Here is a 17,711-nt window from a genome sequence, read left to right as displayed (position 1 = left end):
AATAAAAGGTGATTTTTCATGACGTCATTAAAACTTAAAACTAACATAAATGGTTTAAATGGTAAGATAACAATTCCAGGGGATAAATCGATTTCGCATAGATCTGTTATGTTTGGTTCGATCGCATATGGTGAAACCAAGGTAACTAATTTCTTGCCTGGAGAAGATTGCTTAAGTACAATTTCATGCTTTCGAAAACTCGGAGTTATTATTGAGGAATCTGATAATCAACTTCGCATTATTGGAAAAGGTTTTGAGGGATTAACTGAACCGACTGAAGTACTGGATGTTGGTAATTCAGGAACAACGATCCGTTTATTAATGGGTATTTTGGCAGGAAGACCATTTTTCTCATCTCTTGTGGGCGATGAGTCGATTGGAAAAAGGCCAATGACCAGGGTTACGAACCCATTATCAGAAATAGGTGCAAGAATAGATGGGCGAAAAGATGGTTCCTTCACTCCGATTTCCATTCGTGGTGGTGGGCTAAAACCTATAAACTACCAGCTTCCAGTTGCTAGTGCACAGGTGAAATCTGCTCTTATCCTTGCGGGACTGCAAGCAGAAGGACAAAGTATTATTATTGAGCCAGAGGAAACTCGCGACCATACTGAAAGAATGATCAAAAAATTTGGTGGAGAAATCCATAAGGATAACCAAAATATTATGGTTAAGGGTGGTCAAAAGCTGACAGCAACGTCGATTCATGTACCTGGGGATATATCGTCTGCAGCGTTCTTTCTTGTCGCTGGTGCTGTTATTCCTGACAGTGAAATTGTTCTGAAAAATGTTGGCCTAAACCCTACCAGAACGGGCATTATCGAGGTTATGAAAAAGATGGGCGCAGACTTAGAGATTGTTCAAAATGAGGAAACCTCTTTTGAACCATTTGGTGACCTCATTATAAAGACATCCAGTCTCAAAGGTACAGTCATTGAAGGTGATTTAATTCCAAAATTAATTGATGAAATACCAATTATTGCCCTTTTAGCAACACAAGCTGAAGGGACGACCATTATTAAAGATGCTGAGGAATTAAAAGTTAAGGAAACAAATCGAATAGATACAGTGGTTAACGAGTTGAAAAAATTAGGTGCTAAAATCGAAGCGACTGAAGATGGAATGATTATATACGGGAAATCCGTATTAAGCGGTGGAACGGTTTCAAGTCATGGCGATCATCGGATCGGGATGATGCTGGCAATAGCTGCACTCCTATGTGAAAATGAAGCAGAACTAGTGAATCCCGAAGCAATTTCAGTTTCTTATCCTAACTTCTTTGCTCATTTAAACAGTCTCATTAAGTAAAGCTGCATTTTAATGCAGTTTTTTTTTATTTTTGGTTCTGTTAAACTTGGCTGTTGATTTCCACTCCAATCAACTTGGCTATAAAATCAACAGTAACCTTTAACCAACATTATTTTTAAATGAATTTGATTTTGTTAGTATGTCATAGTTTATTGATTTTGCGCATAGCTTGTCATAAGGAAATAAAGTAAAAAGTAGCAAAGAAATGAATAGGGTGGTGGACGATGTATATCATTGAAAATGCCAATCTCCTTAAAGACAAGCAGTTGAAAACATGTTCGCTATTAATTAGTAAAAATCGCATAGCTAAAATTGATTCGCATTTTAGTCATTATAGACTGATAAAAATGAATGCTGGTCCATTTATCATGACCCCGTCATATGTTCTTTTTAATTCAAGTATCCCACAAATTAAATCCTTTCAAGAATTAAAAAGGTGTCTGATTAAGGAATTTATGTTGAAAGGATGCACCACCTTATTTACCTATGTAAATGTTTCCTATGAATATGAATTAACCACTAAAATTACCGAACTAAAAACGGCTCTATTAAGTAGTCCTATTGACTATTTAATAGGGGTAAGAGTACCGATTCGATTGTTAACACAATCGTTTATTAGGAAATGTAAGAAGGAAAAAATACCAGCTATTTTTGTTGACCTGCAAAACTTTGATGAATTAGAAAAAATACCTTGGGGCTGGATTAAAGAAGCCATGTTTCCGTTCAACAGTCCTTTAATTCCAATAATTTCTTCCGTCCAGAAGAAGGAAGTTAAGACAGTTTTGTCGAAATGGAAAGGTATCATGAAAAGAGAAAATATCCCTGCACTATACGAAGAAATAGAAGAAAATTACCCATTGACGATTACTGTATTAAATAAAATCGGTTTATACCCTCAAAAAGCTAGTTTAATGAGTGGTACTGAGGTAAGTTATAATCTATACACAAAAATAAATGAGATCAAGAATATTGATGAAGTGAATTTATTTCATTATCATGGTGATAGACTTGTAGTGACCGTTCACAAGGGAACGGTTCAACGTGCAGGTGATAACGTGATATTTAAACCTGGTAATGGAGAACATGTTAGGGTGCAAACCCCATCTTATTTTTCTCTGTCAATCTAGGAGAACGAGAGGTAAGTGTCAATGGAAAGAGTAAATAAAATTATTAACATGTTAGAAAACGGCCAACATAATGATGCTTTAAATGAATATAATGTTGTATTAAAAAGTGGAATGCCAGATGAGAAATTTCTTCTAGGAGAAGAAATGTATCAATATGGTTTCCTTGATGAGGCAAAGGCATTAGTTGAAAATTTGTTAGAGATATTCCCCGAGGAAGGTGAGCTCCTTGTTCTGCTAGGTGAAATATTAGTCGAGGCTGGGGAAGATGAAGAAGCGATACTTGTCCTTGAAAAGATATCAGAACATGATGGAAATTTTGGACAATCATTACTCTTGTTAGCCGATCTTTATCAAGTTCAGGGTTTATATGAAGTTTGTGAACGAAAGCTTCTTAAGGCAAAGGCGATATTGCCTGATGAAGTAATCATAGATTTTGCATTAGGTGAACTTTACAGTGAACAAGGTGAAATATCAAAGGCAATGGATGCGTATGAAAAGGTTTTAAAAGAGGTAAATGAAATAGCTGGAGTGAATATTGACCAACGGATTGCAGATCTTTTAAGTGCATCTGGAATGTTTGAGGAATCCTTGGTTTATTACGAAAAGGCAATTAATGAAAAATTAGAGATTAACACGTTATTCGGATACGCTTTTACAGCTCTTCAGGCTGGATATAATCGAACTGCTATAGAAAAATTCATTGAATTAAAAGCGCTAGATTCTGAATATCATTCACTTTATTTACATCTTGCTTTAGCTTATGAACGGGAGGAAGAGCTTGAGAATAGTTTACTCACGATTCAAGAAGGCATAAAACAAGATGAATTTAATAAAGAGTTATTTTTCTTTGGTGGGAAAATTGCCATCAAGTTAGGAAAAGTGGAGGAAGGAGAAAAATATTTTCGTGAGGCACTTGCCCTTGATCCAGGATTTACAGAAGCTGCACTAACATTAAATAAGCTCTTTTTCCTCCAAGAAAGATATGAGGATGTCATTGAGTTAATTGCTCAACTTGACATTAAGGAAGATGAAGAACCCCAGCTTTTATGGGATTCTGCACTTAGTTTTCATAAGTTAGAAAAATTTTCTTACGCATTAGACAAATATGAAAGTGCATATACTTTTTTTAAGAGAAATGAAACATTTTTACATGATTACGGTTATTTTTTAATTGAAGAAGGAAAAACCGACCGCGCTGCCGAAATTTTTAAACAACTGCTTAATGAAGATCCAACAAACGTCGAGTATTTGGATTTACTTGAACGTCTTACAGGGTTGAAAGATTAAAATAGCTGATTCTGCAGAGGAGGGAAACTATCATGGCAACCCCTGTTTCTGTCAACGAGAAGAAGGACTTTATTCGTTGGTTTCTAAATCATTATCAATTAAAAAGAAGAGAATGTGTATGGATCCTCAACTATCTTATGAGCCACGATCAACTGATGGAAAAGGTTCATTTCGTTGAGCAAGCACAGTATTGTCCGAGAGGTTTGATTATGTCTACACATTGTGTGGATAAAGTTCCGTTTCGATTCTATAAAGAAAATGTGATGACGACGGACGCAGAAAAATCCTTTCACGATATTCGTTTAAATCGAGACGAGGATATTTTTATTCAATTAAACTTTCATGCTGCCAATCAGGCACACCAGTATGCTGCTGTTCTAGAAGAAAATTTATACGTTCCTAAACATTTGCAAGTAAATGAAAAGGATGGAATCGTTGCAGAACAATTATTGCAGCACAGCATCGAACACTTTCAACGTGAGAAAATTCTTCAATTGATTGACGAGGCACTAGATAAACACGATCGCAAAGCATTCCAAAGCTTAACACAAAAATTAAATAATTTGACAATGACTGAACAAAAAGGAAGTTTGCGATGAGCAGCTTCCTTTTATTTGTTTTTTTCTAACATAAGAATTTTACTAAATATTCCTCTTTATCTTTTATTGTTAATGTGGAAAATGATATTATATTAATAGTGAAATTAAAGGTTGGTGCAAAGATATGAAGTGGATACCTCAAGATATTGAGACGTATTTGAATGCCAAAGAGTATGTGGACACAGCTGTTGTTCCGTTAATTTCAGTTTCCATAGGGGGGGAGATAAAGCAGTCAGCGGCAGCAGCAGAGTTTATCACTTTATTAACAGGGTATTTAGAAAGGCAATTTACGGGAAGATTAATATTAATCCCGCCATTTACATATCTAAATTCCAAAAATGGTGAAAGTACCTTAAGTGATTTGAAGGATTGGGAGGCTAGCCTAGCAAAGGGGGAGTTTAAACATATTTTTTACATAACATCAGAAATAGAGTGGAGAGCACGGGAAAAAGAACTACATGGCACGGTAATTTGGCTTCCTTCAATCCCGCTTGAGCATTTGGATGATTCGCAAAAAATAGGAGTTATTGATAGTCAAGTTAAGCAGCTCTTAGTTCTCTTTACTCAAAAATGGCATGAAAATCAGTAAAACCAACGATAATATATGTTTTTAAAATAGTATGATATTGACCTAACATGAAGATTGATATATCATTGTTATGTCCTAGTTTTATATGTGTTAAATTATTGTCCGATGGACTTAACTTCGTGAATAGAGGGGGGGATATAAGCATGAGTAAGCAACGCGTTTCAAGACGTCAATTTTTAAGTTACACCCTAACAGGGGTAGGCGGCTTCATGGCGGCTGGTATGCTAATGCCAATGGTAAGATTTGCAGTTGATCCTGTTTTAAAGGCTGAAGAAGGCGGCGATTTTGTTGCTACAAAGCAAAAGGTATCTGATTTAACAAAAGATCCAGTTAAAGTTGACTTTACCTTTAAACAAAAGGATGCCTGGTATGAGTCAGAAGTAACGAATATCGCCTGGGTTTATAAGGATGATGCGGGGAAAATTGTAGCCCTTTCGCCTACTTGTAAACATTTGGGTTGTACTGTTAACTGGAATACTGACAAGGAACATCCAGGTCAATTCTTCTGTCCGTGCCATTATGGCCGCTACGAGAAAAACGGTAAAAACATTCCAGGAACACCACCATTAGCACCACTTGATGTATATCCATTCAAGGAAAAAGATGGTTATCTTTATCTCGGTAAAGCTCAACCACGGAAGGAGGCGTAACTATGTTAAACAAAATTTACGACTGGGTAGATGAACGTTTAGATATTACGCCTTTGTGGCGCGATATCGCAGACCATGAAGTACCTGAGCATGTTAACCCAGCGCACCACTTTTCAGCGTTTGTATATTGCTTTGGAGGTCTTACTTTCTTCGTAACCGTAATTCAAATTCTTTCTGGTATGTTTCTAACCATGTACTATGTACCAGATATTAAAAACGCATGGGAATCTGTTTATTATCTTCAAAATGAAGTTGCTTTTGGACAAATTGTACGTGGAATGCATCACTGGGGTGCAAGTTTAGTACTTGTAATGATGTTTTTACATACTCTACGCGTCTTTTTCCAAGGCGCCTATAAAAAACCTCGTGAATTGAACTGGGTTGTCGGGGTACTTATTTTCTTTGTCATGCTTGGCTTAGGTTTTACAGGGTACCTATTACCTTGGGATATGAAAGCGTTATTCGCTACTAAAGTAGGTCTGCAGATTGCCGAAGCGACACCATTCATCGGTACTCAAGTTAAGGTTTTACTTGCTGGTCATGAACACATTGTTGGTGCTCAAACATTAACCCGCTTCTTTGCAATTCATGTATTCTTCCTGCCTGGTGTATTGCTTGGACTAATGGGAGCTCACTTCTTAATGATTCGTAAACAAGGTATTTCCGGACCACTATAAAACGGTTTTATTCTAATCGCAGTTTATTTCTATTAACTACGGAAAAAGGAGGGGGATTGCTCGATGCATCGCGGTAAAGGTTTAAAGTTCGTTGGTGATTCACGTGTTTTAGCACCATCTGAACGAAAAAAGATGATTCCGAAAGATTACTCTGAATACCCTGGTAAAACAGAGGCGTTTTGGCCTAACTTCCTTTTGAAAGAATGGATGGTAGGAGCAGTATTTCTTATCGGCTTTTTATGTTTAACAGTAGCCCATCCGGCTCCGCTTGAAAGGATAGCGGACCCAACTGATACTGGGTACATTCCATTACCTGACTGGTATTTCTTGTTCTTGTATCAATTATTGAAATATACATTTGCATCTGGTCCATACACTGTAATCGGAGCAATGATTATACCAGGACTTGCTTTTGGAGGGTTATTATTAGCTCCGTTCCTCGATTCTGGTCCGGAACGACGTCCAATGAAGCGTCCGATTGCAACTGCAGCTATGCTATTGGCACTAGCTGCCACCGTATATTTAACTTGGCAATCTGTTGCGACACATGATTGGGCAGCTGCTGAACGCCAAGGTAAAATTGTTGCAAAAGTAGATATTGATAAATCAAGTGCCGGCTATAAAATAGCTAGTGCCAATACATGTATTACTTGTCATGGTGAAAACCTTTCAGGCGGTGCTGGTGCACCCGCACTAGTCGGTACAGGCTTAAAACCAGAAGATATTGCAAAGATTGCCAAAGAAGGTAAAGGCGGTAAAATGCCACCTGGTATCTTTAAAGGTACAGATGAGGAACTCAAAACACTTTCCGAATTCATAGCAAACCTTGGTAAGTAATAATCTAATGATAAAAAGCTGACGAAAGATCGTCAGCTTTTTTCTTCATGATAAAAAAACAAACATAAAAGGAGAGTTTTTGTGCGTTGGATTTATCCTCTCTTGGCAAATCGATCGATAATGAAGCTGTTATTGATTGTTAATATTGCCGGAACAATTTATGGGTACTACTGGTATGGGTGGCAACTAAAGGAGACACCTGCTATTTTTCTGTTGTTTGTTCCTGACAGCCCGACGGCTAGTTTATTTTTTGTTTTTGTTCTAGTTGCCTTTCTATTACGGAGAAACTGGCCCTTAATAGAGGCGCTAGCAATTGTCACTCTCTTTAAATATGGAATCTGGGCAGTAGTCATGAATATCCTTGTCTATTTTGTTCAAGGAGAACTAGATGCGGTTGGCTATATGTTAATCTTGTCCCATTTCGCAATGGCTGTTCAAGGTATTTTATATGCTCCATTTTACAGATTTAAGTGGCGGCATTTAATTCTAACAGCTATTTGGACACTACATAATGATGTTATTGATTATGTTTTTTTCATGTTGCCAAGCTATCATATGCTTGATCGCTATACACCACAAATTGGCTATTTTACTTTCTGGCTTTCGATTCTTTCAATTGGACTTGCCTATTATTTTTCAATTCGTCCCAAAAGTTACAAACTTGAAATAAAATAATCCCAGATGGTCTAACCTTGTCCACCCCTACATACATTTTATTAGTAATGAAAGGGGGGACAAGGATTGAGAAACAAATGGTTTTTTTTCTTTGCAATTATCATGATGCTTACTCCCATAACTGTAAATGCAGAACAACAATCTCCTATGGAGAAGCTTGATGATATATCAGATGAAGCTCTCCAAATGGTGAAGTTTCATAGATATGAAGATGCTAAAAGACTGCTTGATTATTTTTCGGATCAATTCACAAGCATTACTGGTAATGAACCGTCGCTAACAATGGATGAAGTAAGAATAATTAATACCTCCCATGATGAAGCAGTGGAAGCAGCAGTTAGTTCCAACATGAAATATGAGGAACGAATAAATAAATTAGTCAAATTCCGTCTTGTCATTGATGCCATTGCAACAAGTCACCAACCATTATGGATTGAAATGGAAGATCAAATAATGACAGCTTTTCATCAAGCAAAAGATGCGGCAATTAAGGGTGATTCAGGGCACTTTCATTCAAACTTTAACTCCTTTTTATCCTTGTATAACGTGATCTATCCGAGTATGAAAATTGATGTGTCTGTAGAAAATGTTCAAAGACTAGACGCACGGATAGATTTTATTAATGAATACCGTTCCCAAGTTGTAAATGATTCTAAAAGCCAACAGGAGTTGGAAAAACTTGATACGGACTTAGTTAATCTCTTTTCTAACATGGAAGAGGATGAGGCAGATCCAAACATTTGGTGGGTTATTATTTCGACAGGAAGCATTATTATCATGACATTATCCTATGTTGGCTGGAGAAAGTATCAAGGTGACAAGAATATGAAAAAAGACCGTTCGAGAGATTTAAAGGATTGATTTAAAAGTTAAGAAAAAGCAATGTCCAAACGCGGACATTGCTTTTTTAGTCTACTAATGGCATTTTATTTTCATCGAGTGTGAAACCTTCTCCATGGACATCATGAACAATTGTGATGGAGACAAATGCATGGGGATCAACGGAAGTTATTACATTTTTTAAACTGACTATTTCATTTTTTGCGACAACACAATATAAGACTTCACGCTCACTTTTAGTGTAAGAGCCGTATCCCTTTAGGACTGTTACTCCTCGGTCCATTTCTTCCATAATCTTAGAGGCAATTTGCTCGTTCTTTTCCGAAATAATCATAGCTCCTCGCGCTGAATAAGCACCTTCTAACATGAAATCAATTACTCTAGCGCCGATAAACACAGCTACGAGTGTGTACATTGCTTGTTTATAATTCAAGTATGTTACCAAAGATAAAGCGATAACACATGCATCAAACAAGAACATTGTTTTTCCCATATTCCAGCCTGCATATTTTTGGACAAGCCTAGCAATAATATCTACTCCTCCTGTAGTTCCTCCATAACGGAAGATCACGCCTAAACCAATGCCTGTAAAGACCCCTGCAAATAATGCAGCTAATGTTAAATCACTTTGAAGTGGCATATCAATGGAATAGCGTTGAAATATCCATAAAAAAATGGAAACCCCGACTGTCCCTAATATCGTATATAAAAATGTATTACGTCCTAACAATTTCCACCCAATAAAAAAAAGTGGTATATTTAAGAATAGATTTGAATAGGATGGATCCCATTTAAACAAGAAATAAAATAGAAGTGCGATGCCTGTGAAGCCGCCTTCTGCCAGTTTGTTTTGCATATTAAAATTGACAAGGCCAAACGACATTATCGCTGCTCCCAATAGGATAAATAATATGTTTTTTACTTTAAGACCATGTAACATTAATAACCCCCCTCTACCATAAATTCTCTTATATGGCGGTTTTTATTATATCGAATAAAAAATGTTAGGGCAATGAGTACAGTAAAAGAGGGTAATATAAATGAAAACATTTGTAAATCGGCGTTAATTTAGCTAACATAAACAATAGAATAAGGATATGGACATAATTATCAGTCTTATTGATGAGGTGAAATACATGGCCAAAGAAAAGACGATGAAAGACCTTCAGCAAGAAGTAGATTTGTACATTAGTCAATTTAAAGAGGGGTATTTCAGTCCGCTTGCGATGCTAGCAAGACTTACAGAAGAACTAGGGGAATTTGCTAGAGAAGTTAACCATTATTATGGTGAGAAACCCAAAAAAACAAGTGAAACTGAAAAGGCCATCGAAGAAGAACTTGGTGATCTTTTATTTGTATTAATTTGTTTTGCTAACTCTTTAAATATCAGCTTAGAAGATGCACATAATTATGTAATGGAAAAATTTAAGACAAGAGACAAAAATCGGTGGACAAGAATTAATGATGAAAAAATGGAGTGAACTTTATGGAACAAATTAAAATTATCATCGCTGGTCCCCGTGGCCGAATGGGCAGTGAAGCAGTGAAGTTAGTAACGAATATTGATCATTTTGAACTATTAGCTGTTGTGGATCATAAATATGATGGAATGATGCTTAGCGACTTGGAAGGCTTTCATTCAATACATAACGTACCCGTTTATAAAAATATCGAAACATGCCTTCAAAATGTCCATGCGGATGTCTTGATTGATCTAACCACACCTGAGGTGGGCATGCATCACGCAAAAACTGCACTTACAAACAATGTTCGACCGGTGGTTGGAACAACAGGTTTTACTGCAAGAGATTTAGAGGAATTAGAACATATTTGTCATGAGAAAAAACTGGGATGTATTATTGCTCCGAATTTTGCCATTGGTGCTGTGTTAATGATGAAATTCTCACAAATGGCTGCGAAATATTTTAACGATATAGAAATTATTGAATTGCATCACGATCAAAAACTGGATGCTCCTTCAGGAACAGCTGTAAAAACAGCAGAAATGATTTCTGCAGTTCGTGAGGAAAAAAATCAGGGGCACCCAAATGAGAAAGAAACGATCCAAGGTGCGCGGGGTGCAACGTTCGATGGAATGCATATTCACTCGGTACGCTTGCCTGGACTTGTTGCCCACCAACAGGTTTTATTTGGATCTGATGGTCAGACTCTAACAATAAGGCATGATTCATACCATCGCGGCTCTTTTATGTCGGGTGTAAAAGTGGCAGTAGAATCTGTAATGACACATAATACTTTTGTTTATGGACTAGAAAATATTTTAGAATAGGGAGTAAATATATGAATATCGCCTTAATAGCTCATGATAAAAAGAAAAATGATTTGGTTCAGTTCGCGACTGCTTATCAAAATATATTTTCGAAGCATACATTATTTGCGACTGGGACAACTGGACAGCGAATTAGTGAGGCAACGGGTCTAAGTATAACTCGTTTTCAATCTGGACCCCTTGGCGGTGACCAGCAAATCGGAGCAATGATTGCCCAAAATAAAATGGATGCTGTTTTCTTCTTCCGTGACCCATTAACATCACAGCCTCATGAACCAGATGTAACAGCATTGGTTAGACTATGTGATGTATACTCGATTCCACTTGCTACTAATATGGGAACTGCAGAATTATTAATAAGAGGCCTAGAACTGGGGCTTATTGAGTGGAGAAATCTAAATAAAGAGAATGGTGCAATCAATGATTAATCAGCACCTTCATGTCCTTGCATTTGGTGCACATGCGGACGATGTCGAGATTGGCATGGCTGGAACGATTGCTAAATTGACCTCCCAAGGGAAACAAGTTGGTATCTGTGACTTAACAGATGCCGACCTTTCTTCAAATGGGAATGTACCCCTAAGAAAAGAGGAGGCGGCAAAGGCTGCAGGGATACTAAACGTCTCTATGCGTACATCACTGGGTTTTCCAGATAGAGGATTATTTCTTAAAGACGAATACATAAGAGAGATTGCAAGGATTATTAGAACATACAAGCCTCAGAGTGTGTTTGCACCTTATTTTGAAGACCGCCATCCTGACCATGGTCATTGTGCTAGTTTAGTGGAGGAAGCTGTTTTTTCATCTGCCATAAGAAAATATGTAACAGAAGGTAATGAACCTGCACATCGGGTGGAAAGAGTTTATTTTTATATGATTAATGGTTTTCATAAACCAGATTTCACCATTGATATTACTCAATATATGGATAAAAAACTCCAAGCATTGAGGGAGTACAAAAGCCAATTCGAGCTAACGGAAGAAAGCTATAGTACTCCGCTTGTAAATGGGTATATTGAAACTGTTGAGTCAAGGGAAAGAATGTTTGGTAAGTTGGTTGGTGTTACATTTGCTGAAGGGTTCAAAACGAAAGTTCCAATCCTTTTGAATCGTGATTTGATAGGAGAATAAACATGAGGAAACTTAAAATTGGTATTACTTGCTATCCGACAGTAGGTGGTTCAGGTGTAGTAGCGACGGAATTAGGGAAAATGCTCGCTGAAAAGGGACATGAAATTCATTTCATCTCATCAAGTATCCCATTTAGATTAAATAAAATGTACCATAATATCTATTATCATCAGGTTGAAGTGAATCAATATTCCGTGTTTCAGTACCCACCTTACGATATTGCCTTAGCAAGTAAAATGGCGGAAGTGGCTAATCGGGAAAAATTAGATCTGCTACACGTCCACTATGCTATTCCTCACGCTGTATGTGCAATACTAGCAAAGCAAATGAGCCATCGAGATATTAAAATTGTCACGACATTACATGGTACCGATATAACGGTTTTGGGGTATGATCCTTCTTTGACAGATGCGATTAAATTTGGAATTGAAAAATCGGATGTGGTAACAGCAGTGTCCAAGGCTTTAGTGGACCAGACCTATGAGTTGATCAATCCAGATAAACAAATTGAAACAGTGTATAACTTTATTGATGACCGCATTTATAAAAAAAGTGATGCACGTGCTTTAAAGTCAGAATTTGGGATAAAAGAAGATGAAAAGGTAATTATTCACGTTTCCAATTTCCGTCCAGTGAAACGGGTACAAGATGTAGTAAAGTCCTTTGCAAAGATTGCAGCTGTAATGCCAGCCAAGCTACTATTGGTCGGTGATGGCCCTGAAATGACCATCATCTGTAAACTTGTCAGAGAGTTTGGACTAGAAGATCAAGTCATTTTCTTAGGTAAACAAGAGAGCCTAGAGGAATTGTACTCCATCAGTGATTTAATGCTGTTATTATCGGAAAAGGAAAGCTTTGGACTTGTTGCATTAGAGGCGATGGCATGTGGAGTTCCTTGTGTCGGTACGAATGTTGGTGGTGTACCAGAAGTTATTAATCATGGAATGAATGGATTTATTTGTGAAGTAGGCGACATCGACGATATCTCTAATAAGTCATTAGCCATTTTAGTTGATCAGGACCTTCATCAGCAATTTTCCAAACAATCTGTGGAGACAGCAAAAACTAAATTTAAGGCTGACCAAATTGTTGAACAATATGAACAAATATATTTTAATTTACTGAATTAAGGTGAAGTAAATGATTGACCCATTTTTAGCAGCAAGTCCTGTATTAAAAAAGCTGGAGGATGCTGGCTTTGAAGCCTATTTTGTTGGTGGCTCCGTTAGAGATTTTCTGTTAAAACGAGAGATTAATGACGTTGATATTGCAACAAGCGCAACCCCCGATGAAGTGAAAAGGATTTTTCCAAAAACAGTGGATATTGGTATCGAACATGGAACAGTTCTCGTTCTTGTAAATAATGGAGGATATGAAATTACCACCTTTAGGACCGAATCAGACTATCAAGATTATCGAAGACCCAAAGAGGTTACCTTTATCCGCAACTTAAAAGAGGATTTACAGCGCAGAGATTTTACAATGAATGCTATTGCAATGGACAGAAATAGAAAATTAATTGACCCATTTAATGGATTTATAGCCATTAAAGAAAGAATAATTCAAACAGTTGGAAGTCCGAATGACCGCTTCCAAGAAGACGCCTTAAGAATGATGAGAGCAGTTAGGTTTGTAAGCCAACTCTCTTTTCAGATCGAAAGCGGTACGGTTCAAGCATTAGCAAAGCTTGTTCACTTGCTTGATAACATTGCTGTAGAGAGAAAAAGGGCGGAGTTTGAGAAACTCTTAATTGGTAAAAATAAGACTAAAGCGTTGAATATTCTCCTTGAAGCAAATATTTATTCTTATTTGCCAGGTTTGAAGGGAAAGAGGCAGCAATTAGAGGAGTTCCGTAGTTTTAAAAGTGGGAATCTTAATAAAAATGAAATGTGGTCACTCTTAATTTTCTGTATAAATTTAAAAGAAAAAGAGATAGAGTTATTTTTAAAAGAGTGGCGGCTTGCACTTAAGGAAATAAGAGAGATTCAACAAGTTGTTCATTTCCTTACAAAAAGACTTGAACAAGATTGGACCATATTTCACCTATATTCTGCTGGTCGTGAACATATCCTATCAACGGAAAAGCTCTACCATGTTATTAATGGGACCAACGAAGTTCAATCGATTGAACATTTGATTAAGCTGTATGAAACCCTGCCGATAAAAGACCGTTCAGAAATGAATGTGACTGGAAATGACGTAATGGATTGGTTCAATAAAAGAGGTGGACCATGGCTTAAGGAGACGCTTTTAACCATCGAAGAAAATATTCTAGCCGGAAATCTAGATAACGACAAAGAAAAGATCAAGGAGTGGCTAATGAAGTGCAATCAGAAATAAGAAAAGAATTAATTGATGCCTTTACAACTGCAGGTGAAACCTTTTTATCAGGGCAGCATCTAGCAGAACTCATTGGCTGCTCAAGGACGGCAGTATGGAAGCATATTGAGGAATTAAGGAAGGAAGGATTTGAATTAGAAGCCGTTAGAAACAAAGGTTACCGGATTCTAAAAACTCCTGAAAAAGTGACTGCAGATGAGGTAAGGCTTGGCTTAACCACAAACTTTATAGGGAGAAATATCCATTATGTAGAAAGTGTGGAGTCTACCCAAAAGCTTGCCCATCACTTTGCTTCAGAAGATGCCCCGGAAGGCACGGTCATCATCGCAGAAGAGCAGTTGTCAGGCAGGGGTAGAATGGCCCGAAAATGGCATTCGCCAAAATATACAGGTATATGGATGAGTATGATTATACGTCCAAATATACCCCTAAGCAATGCGCCACAATTGACATTGCTCGCAGCAGTTGCGATTGTTCAAGCCATTGAAGAAATGACAGACCTTATTCCGGAAATAAAATGGCCGAATGATATTCTTATTAACGGAAAGAAAGTAACGGGAATATTGACGGAATTACAAGCGGAGGCCGACCTTATTCATTCAATTATCATAGGAATTGGTATAAATGTGAATCAAAAGAAAGAAGATTTCCCGTTAGAACTTCAAGAAATAGCTACTTCCCTATTTATCGAGGATGGAGAAACTGTTTCGAGAGCAGAGTTAATTAGATCTATTTTCAAACACTTTGAAAAATTATATACGCTTTATCTAGAACAAGGATTTCTTCCAATAAAGCTTTTATGGGAGGGTTATGCCGGCAGTATCGGAAAATACATAAAAGCTAGAACCCTTACGAATACCATTGAAGGAAAAGCACTAGGAATAACCAATGATGGAGTGCTGCAGTTAGAGGATTTGACCGGTACGATTCATCATATCTATTCTGCGGATATTGAGTTTTAAAAGCTTGAACTTTTCGTAGAATTTGTTATAATTCTATCCAATGGGCAGTATCCAATGAGAACTGCACCTTTACGAAACTAACAATTAATAAGGTTTCTGCCTAGATCCGTATAGCGGACCGGGACAGAGGGATGAAGCATGTTAAAAGTGTAACTGGGATCCTCTGCCTTCAGAAGGATCTTTTTATTTGCTCTTTTAAAATCTTTTTATCCCCTCTCCCATATAAAAGGAGGGAAAATTGATGAAGCAAACAACAGATTTCTTGAAAATGAAGGAAAATAATGAAAAAATCGTTATGTTAACCGCGTATGATTACCCTTCGGCTAAGCAGGCTGAAGAGGGCGGAGTTGACGTTATATTGGTGGGAGACTCTCTTGGGATGGTAGTCCTTGGTTATGACTCAACCATACCAGTAACGCTTGACGACATGATCCATCATACAAAAGCTGTAAAACGTGGAGCAAAAGATACCTTTATTCTCGCTGATATGCCGTTTCTAACTTATCATTTATCTGTTCGAGATACATTATTAAATGCTGCCAGACTAATACAAGAAACGGGTGCACATGCGGTAAAACTAGAAGGTGCAGATGATGTTATTGAAAAAATTACTGCTTTAACTAGAGCCGGTATTCCTGTCTGTGCCCATTTAGGGTTAACCCCTCAATCTGTAGGTGTATTAGGTGGATATAGAGTACAAGGGAAAGATGCCCAAGCAGCAAGGAAATTACTCCAAGATGCAAAGAAATGTGAAGAAGCCGGTGCCTTTGCTATCGTTCTTGAATGTGTACCAAAACAACTGGCCGAGGAAGTTGCACAAATGATTTCTATTCCAGTTATTGGTATTGGGGCCGGAGTTGCGGTCGATGGTCAAGTTCTCGTTTATCATGATATTCTGGGCTATGGCGTTAATCGCGTACCGAAGTTCGTCAAACAATATCATGCTGTCAATCCATTTATGATTGAATCAATTCAAGCCTATGCAGCTGACGTTAAAAATGAACGGTTTCCTGAAGAAAAACATTCTTTCACAATGAAGGAACAGGAACTGAAAGGGCTTTATGGAGGTACGAAATGAAGGTTATCTCAACCATTATGGAAATGCAGGCAATAATAAATAAACATAAGCTCCAAGAAAAATCGATTGGCTTTGTACCAACAATGGGATTTTTGCATGAGGGTCATTTAACACTTTTAAATAAAGCAAGACAAGATAATGATATCGTTGTTCTAAGCATTTTTGTTAACCCATTACAATTTGGACCAAAAGAGGATTATGCTGAATACCCGCGTGATCTTGATCGTGATTGCGCCTTGGCTGAAAGTGAAATGGTCGATTTTCTTTTCCATCCATCCGTTGAGGAAATGTATCCAAACGAGCCTTCAGTTAAAGTTAACGTCCGTGATCGCACGGATGTTTTATGTGGGAAATCACGCCCAGGCCATTTTGATGGCGTCGCTACAGTAATAACAAAACTCTTTAACATTATCATGCCAACAAGAGCTTATTTTGGAAAAAAAGATGCCCAGCAGGTGGCAGTTCTTGAAGGGTTAGTTTCTGATTTTAATATTCCTGTGGAACTTATTGCAGTCGATATCGTTCGTGAAAATGATGGACTTGCTAAGAGTTCACGGAATGTTAATCTTCTGCCCAAGGAAAGACAAGAAGCTCCTGTACTGTATCACAGCCTTCAAGCTGCAGTGGCAGCAATTAATGAAGGTGAGCGAAATCCAGCGAAATTAATTAGTATGATTAGTGAAATGATTACCAATGAATCAACGGGTACAATTGATTATGTCCAAATCTACTCCTATCCACAATTAAAGCAACTGGAAATATTAGAGGGTACAATTATTATTGCACTGGCTGTAAAATTTACGAAGGTACGATTAATAGACAATTACATTGCGAATTTAGATTGATAGAAAAAAGAGAACGGGGGAGGAATATAATGTTTCGCAACATGATGAACGGAAAAATCCATCGAGCAACTGTTACAGAGGCTAATCTAAATTATGTAGGCAGTATCACGATTGATGAGGACTTATTAGATGCAGTTGGAATGATTGCAAATGAAAAGGTGCAAATTGTTAACAATAACAATGGTGCGCGTCTAGAGACCTATATTATTCCTGGCGAGAGAGGTAGTGGTGTCATTTGTTTAAATGGTGCAGCTGCCCGCTTGGTTCAAAAAGGTGATATCGTTATTATCATTTCCTACGCCCTTATTGCTGAAGAAAAGGTAGCAGCACATAAACCTAAAGTAGCGATCATGGATGAAGACAATCGGATTAAAGAACTAATCAATGCAGAACCAGCTCTAACCATCATGTAATCCCCAATTTCGGGGATTTTTCTTTTTTTACGACTGTTTTATATAATAAATATAAAAAAGATC

At 37.4% G+C, this 17,711-nt stretch carries 21 protein-coding genes; 20 read left to right on the top strand and 1 reads right to left on the bottom strand.

Annotated features, from left to right (window positions below):
* Positions 1 to 18 precede the first annotated feature (18 nt).
* The 10 genes from aroA (at position 19) to ypjB (ending at position 8,610) form a co-directional block, all read left to right on the top strand.
* A complete protein-coding gene (gene aroA / locus ACSU6B_RS14135) occupies positions 19 to 1,308 on the top strand; it encodes a 3-phosphoshikimate 1-carboxyvinyltransferase (protein ID WP_410886090.1) in 1,290 nt (429 codons plus the stop codon).
* Positions 1,309 to 1,532: 224 nt separating this feature from the next.
* Positions 1,533 to 2,435, top strand: a complete 903-nt coding sequence (locus ACSU6B_RS14130) for a hypothetical protein (RefSeq protein ID WP_410886088.1) — start codon at positions 1,533 to 1,535, stop codon at positions 2,433 to 2,435.
* A 21-nt stretch (positions 2,436 to 2,456) separates the two neighbouring features.
* On the top strand, positions 2,457 to 3,722 hold the full coding sequence (locus ACSU6B_RS14125; RefSeq protein ID WP_410886086.1) for a tetratricopeptide repeat protein: 1,266 nt from the start codon (positions 2,457 to 2,459) through the stop codon (positions 3,720 to 3,722).
* A 32-nt stretch (positions 3,723 to 3,754) separates the two neighbouring features.
* Complete coding sequence (locus ACSU6B_RS14120) at positions 3,755 to 4,321, top strand: ReoY family proteolytic degradation factor (RefSeq protein ID WP_214997573.1); 567 nt, start codon at positions 3,755 to 3,757, stop codon at positions 4,319 to 4,321.
* Between the two features lie 124 nt (positions 4,322 to 4,445).
* On the top strand, positions 4,446 to 4,910 hold the full coding sequence (locus ACSU6B_RS14115; RefSeq protein ID WP_214997574.1) for a YpiF family protein: 465 nt from the start codon (positions 4,446 to 4,448) through the stop codon (positions 4,908 to 4,910).
* A gap of 143 nt (positions 4,911 to 5,053) precedes the next feature.
* Entirely contained in the window at positions 5,054 to 5,560 is a 507-nt protein-coding gene (locus ACSU6B_RS14110) for a ubiquinol-cytochrome c reductase iron-sulfur subunit (protein WP_251027032.1), read from the top strand.
* 2 nt (positions 5,561 to 5,562) lie between these two features.
* The gene (qcrB, locus tag ACSU6B_RS14105) at positions 5,563 to 6,237 is read left to right on the top strand and encodes a menaquinol-cytochrome c reductase cytochrome b subunit (protein WP_214997575.1); all 675 of its coding nucleotides are present in this window, start codon (positions 5,563 to 5,565) and stop codon (positions 6,235 to 6,237) included.
* Between the two features lie 63 nt (positions 6,238 to 6,300).
* Positions 6,301 to 7,074, top strand: a complete 774-nt coding sequence (locus ACSU6B_RS14100; protein WP_214997576.1) for a menaquinol-cytochrome c reductase cytochrome b/c subunit — start codon at positions 6,301 to 6,303, stop codon at positions 7,072 to 7,074.
* An 81-nt stretch (positions 7,075 to 7,155) separates the two neighbouring features.
* Positions 7,156 to 7,749: a DUF1405 domain-containing protein gene (locus ACSU6B_RS14095; RefSeq protein WP_214997577.1), complete on the top strand. Its 594-nt coding sequence runs from the start codon at positions 7,156 to 7,158 to the stop codon at positions 7,747 to 7,749.
* Between the two features lie 66 nt (positions 7,750 to 7,815).
* Positions 7,816 to 8,610, top strand: coding sequence for a sporulation protein YpjB (ypjB, locus tag ACSU6B_RS14090; protein ID WP_251032678.1), 795 nt, complete (start codon positions 7,816 to 7,818; stop codon positions 8,608 to 8,610).
* Positions 8,611 to 8,656: 46 nt separating this feature from the next.
* Here ypjB and ACSU6B_RS14085 read toward each other — a convergent pair whose 3' ends face one another.
* Complete coding sequence (locus ACSU6B_RS14085; protein WP_214997578.1) at positions 8,657 to 9,529, bottom strand: YitT family protein; 873 nt, start codon at positions 9,527 to 9,529, stop codon at positions 8,657 to 8,659.
* A 196-nt stretch (positions 9,530 to 9,725) separates the two neighbouring features.
* Between ACSU6B_RS14085 and ACSU6B_RS14080 the strand changes: the two genes are divergently transcribed.
* From ACSU6B_RS14080 to panD, 10 genes are all read left to right on the top strand, one after another.
* Positions 9,726 to 10,070: a nucleotide pyrophosphohydrolase gene (locus tag ACSU6B_RS14080; RefSeq protein ID WP_410886082.1), complete on the top strand. Its 345-nt coding sequence runs from the start codon at positions 9,726 to 9,728 to the stop codon at positions 10,068 to 10,070.
* A 5-nt stretch (positions 10,071 to 10,075) separates the two neighbouring features.
* Entirely contained in the window at positions 10,076 to 10,879 is an 804-nt protein-coding gene (dapB, locus tag ACSU6B_RS14075) for a 4-hydroxy-tetrahydrodipicolinate reductase (protein WP_214997580.1), read from the top strand.
* Positions 10,880 to 10,890: 11 nt separating this feature from the next.
* The gene (gene mgsA / locus ACSU6B_RS14070; protein ID WP_168244905.1) at positions 10,891 to 11,307 is read left to right on the top strand and encodes a methylglyoxal synthase; all 417 of its coding nucleotides are present in this window, start codon (positions 10,891 to 10,893) and stop codon (positions 11,305 to 11,307) included.
* Positions 11,300 to 12,010, top strand: coding sequence for a bacillithiol biosynthesis deacetylase BshB1 (gene bshB1, locus ACSU6B_RS14065; protein ID WP_410886079.1), 711 nt, complete (start codon positions 11,300 to 11,302; stop codon positions 12,008 to 12,010). Before mgsA ends, bshB1 begins: the two co-directional genes overlap by 8 nt.
* A 2-nt stretch (positions 12,011 to 12,012) precedes the next feature.
* A complete protein-coding gene (bshA, locus tag ACSU6B_RS14060; RefSeq protein ID WP_410886077.1) occupies positions 12,013 to 13,140 on the top strand; it encodes an N-acetyl-alpha-D-glucosaminyl L-malate synthase BshA in 1,128 nt (375 codons plus the stop codon).
* A 10-nt stretch (positions 13,141 to 13,150) separates the two neighbouring features.
* Entirely contained in the window at positions 13,151 to 14,350 is a 1,200-nt protein-coding gene (locus ACSU6B_RS14055) for a CCA tRNA nucleotidyltransferase (protein ID WP_410886075.1), read from the top strand.
* Positions 14,335 to 15,312 carry a biotin--[acetyl-CoA-carboxylase] ligase gene (locus ACSU6B_RS14050; protein ID WP_410886073.1) on the top strand — a complete coding sequence of 326 codons (978 nt, stop codon included), beginning with the start codon at positions 14,335 to 14,337 and terminating at the stop codon, positions 15,310 to 15,312. The genes ACSU6B_RS14055 and ACSU6B_RS14050 overlap by 16 nt, the downstream gene beginning before the upstream one ends.
* A 241-nt stretch (positions 15,313 to 15,553) precedes the next feature.
* Positions 15,554 to 16,390, top strand: a complete 837-nt coding sequence (gene panB / locus ACSU6B_RS14045) for a 3-methyl-2-oxobutanoate hydroxymethyltransferase (protein WP_214997585.1) — start codon at positions 15,554 to 15,556, stop codon at positions 16,388 to 16,390.
* On the top strand, positions 16,387 to 17,235 hold the full coding sequence (gene panC / locus ACSU6B_RS14040) for a pantoate--beta-alanine ligase (RefSeq protein ID WP_410886071.1): 849 nt from the start codon (positions 16,387 to 16,389) through the stop codon (positions 17,233 to 17,235). Before panB ends, panC begins: the two co-directional genes overlap by 4 nt.
* Before the next feature lie 29 nt (positions 17,236 to 17,264).
* The gene (gene panD / locus ACSU6B_RS14035; RefSeq protein ID WP_168244898.1) at positions 17,265 to 17,648 is read left to right on the top strand and encodes an aspartate 1-decarboxylase; all 384 of its coding nucleotides are present in this window, start codon (positions 17,265 to 17,267) and stop codon (positions 17,646 to 17,648) included.
* Positions 17,649 to 17,711 lie beyond the last annotated feature (63 nt).

The organism is Neobacillus sp. C211 (assembly GCF_051842875.1).
GTDB lineage: Bacteria > Bacillota > Bacilli > Bacillales > Cytobacillaceae > Neobacillus.
The sequence above is the reverse complement of the archived record's forward strand: the minus strand, read 5'-3'. Positions and strand labels throughout refer to the sequence as shown.